The 6,332-nt window shown below is 30.8% G+C and carries 11 protein-coding genes; 10 read left to right on the top strand and 1 reads right to left on the bottom strand.

What is annotated here, in order from left to right:
* The first annotated feature begins 372 nt into the window (after nt 1-372).
* The 10 genes from VIM70_RS20650 (at nt 373) to VIM70_RS20605 (ending at nt 4,806) form a co-directional block, all read left to right on the top strand.
* Nucleotides 373-501: a hypothetical protein gene (locus VIM70_RS20650; protein WP_331947670.1), complete on the top strand. Its 129-nt coding sequence runs from the start codon at nt 373-375 to the stop codon at nt 499-501.
* Nucleotides 502-535: 34 nt separating this feature from the next.
* Nucleotides 536-868, top strand: a complete 333-nt coding sequence (locus VIM70_RS20645) for a hypothetical protein (RefSeq protein WP_331947669.1) — start codon at nt 536-538, stop codon at nt 866-868.
* A gap of 11 nt (nt 869-879) precedes the next feature.
* A complete protein-coding gene (locus tag VIM70_RS20640) occupies nt 880-1,005 on the top strand; it encodes a hypothetical protein (protein WP_331947668.1) in 126 nt (41 codons plus the stop codon).
* A gap of 2 nt (nt 1,006-1,007) precedes the next feature.
* Complete coding sequence (locus VIM70_RS20635; RefSeq protein WP_331947667.1) at nt 1,008-1,136, top strand: hypothetical protein; 129 nt, start codon at nt 1,008-1,010, stop codon at nt 1,134-1,136.
* Nucleotides 1,114-1,449, top strand: coding sequence for a hypothetical protein (locus VIM70_RS20630; RefSeq protein WP_331947666.1), 336 nt, complete (start codon nt 1,114-1,116; stop codon nt 1,447-1,449). Before VIM70_RS20635 ends, VIM70_RS20630 begins: the two co-directional genes overlap by 23 nt.
* A gap of 256 nt (nt 1,450-1,705) precedes the next feature.
* Nucleotides 1,706-2,014 carry a hypothetical protein gene (locus VIM70_RS20625; protein ID WP_331947665.1) on the top strand — a complete coding sequence of 103 codons (309 nt, stop codon included), beginning with the start codon at nt 1,706-1,708 and terminating at the stop codon, nt 2,012-2,014.
* A gap of 112 nt (nt 2,015-2,126) precedes the next feature.
* The gene (locus tag VIM70_RS20620) at nt 2,127-2,372 is read left to right on the top strand and encodes a DUF3267 domain-containing protein (RefSeq protein ID WP_331947674.1); all 246 of its coding nucleotides are present in this window, start codon (nt 2,127-2,129) and stop codon (nt 2,370-2,372) included.
* Nucleotides 2,373-2,536: 164 nt separating this feature from the next.
* Complete coding sequence (locus VIM70_RS20615) at nt 2,537-2,962, top strand: prepilin-type N-terminal cleavage/methylation domain-containing protein (protein ID WP_331947664.1); 426 nt, start codon at nt 2,537-2,539, stop codon at nt 2,960-2,962.
* Nucleotides 2,963-3,208: 246 nt separating this feature from the next.
* On the top strand, nt 3,209-3,985 hold the full coding sequence (locus VIM70_RS20610) for a prepilin peptidase (protein ID WP_331947663.1): 777 nt from the start codon (nt 3,209-3,211) through the stop codon (nt 3,983-3,985).
* A 230-nt stretch (nt 3,986-4,215) separates the two neighbouring features.
* Nucleotides 4,216-4,806 carry a hypothetical protein gene (locus tag VIM70_RS20605; protein WP_331947662.1) on the top strand — a complete coding sequence of 197 codons (591 nt, stop codon included), beginning with the start codon at nt 4,216-4,218 and terminating at the stop codon, nt 4,804-4,806.
* Nucleotides 4,807-4,897: 91 nt separating this feature from the next.
* Here the strand turns inward: VIM70_RS20605 and VIM70_RS20600 are convergent, their stop codons facing one another.
* Nucleotides 4,898-6,127: a 6-phosphofructokinase gene (locus VIM70_RS20600; protein WP_331947661.1), complete on the bottom strand. Its 1,230-nt coding sequence runs from the start codon at nt 6,125-6,127 to the stop codon at nt 4,898-4,900.
* Nucleotides 6,128-6,332: the final 205 nt, after the last annotated feature.

The raw sequence follows: 6,332 nt of genomic DNA, 5'->3' as shown, positions 1-6,332 counted from the left end.
ACACCGAATTTAAGAAACTCATTAAAAAACAGTATAACTACATAAAGAAAATTGCAAAAGAAGGATTTTATTAAAGGAAACAGCTTCACAGGCTAATGTGGGGCTGTTTTTTGGGGGAACGGTATGTGTTCCATCGCTTACCAAATAATTAGAATGAAGTTGAATTATTAATTAGTATTGTAATGGAATGTTGCAATACTAATTTAATTTATATAAATTTTAGTAAACATTCTAGTATGAGTACATATACTGTTATAGAGGCGTTTAAGAAGGGTTATTACAATTATCGAAACATAATTTATTATGTAATTAACATGGAGCTATTAAGAAAAAAAATTTACTAATATTGAAAAATAGTTAGGAGTGACAAATATGGGTCTTCAAAATAAACATAAATTAGGAGATATTCTTGTTCAAATTAAGAAAATAACTGAAGAACAATTGAAGTCAGTTTTGAAAAAACAAAGAACTTCCGGAAAAAGACTATTTAGCTCAAGTTAAAGCAGCAACTTCATCAAGCAGTTTCAAAGATATATTGGGGTTAAAATCTGATGATATTTCTATAAATTGTGATGTGATATTTCATGATGCAATATACGTTGCATCAACTAATAGTTATATACCAGCTTCAGGGAAGTATACTATTGAATCTAAGGCTACGGATTCTACAAATCCCACAAATTTTAGGATTGTAAGAGTTTCACTTTCTCAAATTACAACAACGCCTTCAGCAACTATAGGAAGAGGGCCTACAGATAATTTGTTATTTATAAATGGTGAAGTTTCAAATGATAACTTTAATTTTGGTGAAGCAGATGGTGATGTTTTTGTGAAGGGTAACTTATCTATGGCTAGTGGAAGTCAATAAAAGGTAAGCTCATGTCTACAGAAAATATAATATTAAGTGGAGGTAATTCAGTTACGAACGGAATTGTATGTTCTGGAGACATAACAGTAACTGGAGGTACTTCAGTTAAAAACAAAATTGTATTTTTGGAAATATAACAATGTCTGGAGGCAGTGCATATACAGATGGAATTGTGGGTTTTAAAAATTTTAACTTTGATGATGAAACAGTAAATGGTGATGCTTTAATTAAAGGTGATTTATTATTTGGAGGTGGACCACTACCTTAATGGGAATGCCCAAGTAGATGGTAATTTAAGTATGCTTAAAGGCGGTAATATTAAAAATAATGCTGCAATTGGTGGGAACGTAACATTTGATGGTGGTGGTAATAAAATTTCAGGCACATTGCAGTACGCAGGTACGAAGACGATTCCGACATGGGCAACATTGAACACTTTTGTTTCATCAAAAGCGGAACAAATAACAAATTATACTAATGTAAACCTAAGTAGTTATTCAAATAATAATCCAGTAAATTTAAGTAATTCTACATTGCCAGTAGTTTCGCTACCTACAAATTCTCAAAATGCACGAATGTAAAATAATGTAACATTAAATACAGTGACATCAAATAGTTATACAATAACCGATAGTGGTAAATTGTCTGCGAATTTATTAGACATAATACCTTGGCATTCTACCCTCACTATTAATACAACCAGCAAGGATATTTGTTTACTTGTTGATAGTAACTTTAAGTTTGATAAACAGCTTGAAGTTAAAGTAACCGGATCACATAATATATATATATCTAACAGGCAATACTTCTTTTACAGTAGATAACCAGTTTATTAGTATGCAAGACCAGGGTACTACCACGACTGCTACTACTAAAATATTTATAATTGGTGATGAAAATCAAAGTGTTAATTTAGACAGTTGTGAACTAGATGCAAATGTATATATACCGATGGGTAGCTACTCCTCAAAAGGTGGAAGATCGTCATATATGTTTCAAGGAAGTTGTGTTGCTAGTTCAGTAAATATACAAGGCAATATCAAACTAAATTATTTAATCACCGATATAAGTAAGACTCCTTTAAAGGTTTTAAATAATACACAACCAGTTACTACTAACTGGGTAATGGATAAATGGGATAATTAAAGTTAGTACATATGTGATACTTCTTATGGTACCTATATCGATAACTCATGAGAGTATACATGGACTTGCATATAAAGCTTTTGGTGGTAAAGTTTAGTATGGATTCAAAGGCATTTTTGCCTATACTCAGGAAATCTCTGAAATACCTATAGACCGTACTAAATTCCTAATTATTTTACTAGCGCCATTAACATTGATGTCTATTGTAACATTAATGTTGCCTAGTGATTTAGGTGGCATAATATTTCTAATGAATTTACTAGGAGCTTCAGGGGATTTGTATATGTCATTTAAACTTAGCAGATATAACTCTAATAGTAAGATAGTTGATAGAAAGTATGGATTTGATGTAGTGTAGGAAGGTTGAGGGTACAATTAATGACTGGAACACATAATTATTAATTATAAAAAATAGTAGAATATAAATTTACACATTTAAAACTTAAACTGAATATAAAGTACTCTTTCTTGGCAATAATTGAGATAAATGAATTTAAAATTATTGTAAGGAGGAGTATTTCTATGTTAAGTTTTTCCAATGAAATGTTACATCAAAAAAATAAGAAAAATATAATCAAAAGAGGATTTACTATAATTGAGCTTGTAATTGTAATTGCGATTATTGGGATTATAGTTTCAATTTCCCTGCCTAAGTTTAGCACGGTTCAAAAGGATGCTAAGGCAAAAGCGGATATAGCTAGTGCAAAGGTTATAACCGATGCAACATATGCACAAATTGCTAAAGGCGAAATTCTACTAGTTACCACTGGAACCTCAGCAGAAATTGTAAAGGGTGGTACTGGCACGAGCGGAAAAATAATAGAATACCTTCAAAATGTACCAATTCCAAAAGCCACCCCATCATCTAATTATACTGTTCTAATTAGTTCAGATGGTGATGTAACAGTGAAAGTTGGTAGTAATGTATTATATCCTATTGCGGATTAGAAAGCTGAAGTTAATGTAAAATAATTGAATGTTTATATAGTTTTCTTAATTTGTCCAAAGTTTTTATAACCTTGGACATTAAATTATTTTAGGGCACAAAGTTACGTTCCTTTATTTGCTTATTTATGGTAAAGTTATAATGGAAATAAATACAATAGAGTTAACAAGCTTACATTATATTAATATAAATAAAAAGCAGATTAATTGTATTTAAATAGAAAATCCAGATCCAAGGAGCGTTTAACAATGGAAAGCATTTTCGCAATATATATTTTTATAGTAGGCCTATTAATAGGAAGTTTTTTAAATGTTTGTATCTACAGAATTCCAAGAGGGGAAAGTATAGCATTTCCACCTTCACACTGTACCTCCTGTGGACATAATATTAAGCCTTATGATCTTGTGCCAGTTTTTAGTTGGATCTTTTTAAGAGGTAAATGCAGAAGCTGTGGCGAGAAGATATCTATTAGATATGCCCTAGTAGAACTTACGACGGCTATACTTTTCTTATTAACTTATTTTCAATATGGAATTAGTATTGATTTGATGCGGTTTTTAATACTTATACCTTTTTTAGTAGTAATAGCTATGATAGATTATGATACTATGGATGTATATACTGCTACCACATGGCTTGCAATTGGTGTAGGTTTTGTTTTACTAGGAGTAAATTTTTATTTAGGTCAACCAGTAGCTACCTATATTTATGGTGGAGCATTAGGTGCAGGAATCATAACATTTATTATTTTATTGTCAAGGCTTATAATTAAAACAAATGGTATGGGTTGGGGAGATGCAGAGATTTGCGGGCTTTGTGGACTATTTTTGGGGTTTAAACTAACCTTCGTAATGATGTTCTTTTCTTTTATAATTGGTGGGGTTATTGGTGTTTATTTATTGAGGTTTAAAAAGAAAAGTGGAAGATCGGAAATGCCCTTTGGACCATCTATAATAATGGCTGCTTTTTTAATAATAATCTGTGGTGATAGAATTTTAAACTGGTACTTAAATTTAATTTTATAAATATCAATAATTTTGATAAAAATTACCAATATAAGTCTAAACATGAGGATTTAAGCGCTAACTAGAGGATACCTTAAATAAACTCAATAATCACTATTCTTTGTATAACGGCTTGACTTTGCTATTCTCAATTAGAGTAGTATAATTAACTGTATATAAATTGTTTATGAAGGGTTGATAAAATGCAAACTATAATGCAGAACATGAATACTAAATGGAAGGAAAAAACCATGAAACCGAAAAAAAGTGATTATCTTCAAAAGATTTATGAGAAAAATACTATTACAGGGAATTACGTTATACAAGTAGCTATAGATAAATACACTGATATATTTAATGAGTGGGATCGGGCTCCTTTTAGAAAGAGAGACATGGACCCTGATTTAGCAAGTTTTCTTGAAAATTGTTTTGAAGAGATTCCAGAAAAAAATGGAGTGGATATATGTTTTTATTTGCCTAAAGAAAGCAAAGATGTAAACAGGGAAGAGTCGTTAATTGCAGGTATTAAAACGTACTATTCTTTTTATTTGCATCAGGAGATTAAAGTTTTAAAGGATAATTATCATAAGATATTTAGATATATACTCGCATCACTTAGTTTACTCGCAATGTCTGTTTTTTTAAGTACAACTGTTGGGGATAACATAATACTCGGAACGGTGCAACAAGGATTTAATATAGGTGGATGGGTGTTTTTATGGGAAGTTATTTCAATGCAAGTCTTTAGAGGACGAGAAGTAAGCTCTGAAATTAGTAAATACCAGAGATTTTTGAATTCATTAATTTATTTTAAATATGGTAATGAGAATCCATTATCTTAACATAGTTAATATAAAAAAGCTCTACGAAAATTTAATTTATCGTAGAGCTTTTTATAGTTTATAATATTTAAAAAAGTTTTTAAAGTTGTTTTTATAATTTAAAAAATTCTTCTAAAAATGTGTATTTTGGAAGACCATTTTCTATAACTATTTTTGGTTCTCCCATTATTAAAGGAAGAGTGTATTCGTAGGCTTCACGTGTAACATTATTTCCTTCTGCGTTTATCCATTCCATAGGGAAATATTTAATATTATTTGCAACTTTTTCAGCTTCAAGTACAAAAGGTTCAGAGGTGTAAGGATCGTTTGAAAGCCTTCTTAAACCTATCATGTTTCCGCTTACTCCATCAATAGAATAATTTGCAGCAGCTTTTCCTACTGCATAGGCTTCATCAATATCTGTTTGAGAGGCACAATGCATAGAGCAGCGTTGAATTGTAGATAATTCTAAAACCCTTACTTTCTCAGCCGTATCAGTTGATAAAAGTAAGTTCTTAAGATAGGCACAAATACCACCTAACTGAACATGTCCAAATTTATCAAGGGTTACTTCGTATGTGTCATCTAATGATTTGCCATCTTTTGTTCGGATGCCTTCGGATATTACCACGAAAACATGGTCTTTTTCAGTGAGTTTTTTACTTACGTCTCTTAAAAATTTCTCAGCATCAAAAGCTATTTCTGGTAGATAGATAAAATCTGCAACAGGTTTACCATTAATAGTAGCAAGGCAAGCACTAGCAGCTAGCCAGCCAGTATCACGTCCCATAGTTTCAAGTATGAAGACTCCTTTTGTTGGATACACACTAGCATCTAGGAAGTTTTCAAGAACTTGAGTGGCAATTAATTTAGCTGCACTACCAAAGCCAGGTGTATGATCCATAATTGGTAGGTCATTATCTATGGTTTTAGGAATGCCAATGAATTTTACATCCTGATTATGTTTTTTTGCATAAACACTAAGTTTATGTACAGTATCTTGTGAATCATTACCACCTATATAGAAGAAAGTTTTAATTTCATATTCTTCTAATATTTCAAAAAGTTTTATGTACTCTTCAGTGCTTTTTTTGAATGGTTTTAGTTTATATCTGCAAGAACCAAGACCAGAGGAAGGTGTATACTTTAATCCTTTAACTTCATCATAAGTAATAATAGATAGGTTTACAATGTGTTTGTTTAAAATACCTTGTATCCCATTTATGCCAGCAAAAACGTTATCATAATAGTGAGAGGTATTGTTCTCCTCAAGTACTCCCATAGCGCTAGCATTTATTACAGAAGTTGGGCCTCCTGATTGAGCTACTATACAATTATTCATACAATAATTTCCCCTTTCGACAGGTTGAGCATAAATATTATTATCCATACTATCCATCTATTTATTATAAGGTACATAAAAATAAATAACAAGAATAAAATTATTGCAAAAAATTCAAAGACTAATTTTAATATTAATGATAAAATATGTGTATAATATTTTATGGGTTCTGCATAGTTTTGGTTATATAAAATCAGGAGGGATA

It is taken from the genome of Clostridium sp., assembly GCF_036569345.1.
Taxonomy (GTDB): Bacteria; Bacillota; Clostridia; order Clostridiales; family Clostridiaceae; genus Clostridium_AD.
This window is presented reverse-complemented; position numbering and strand designations above follow the sequence as displayed.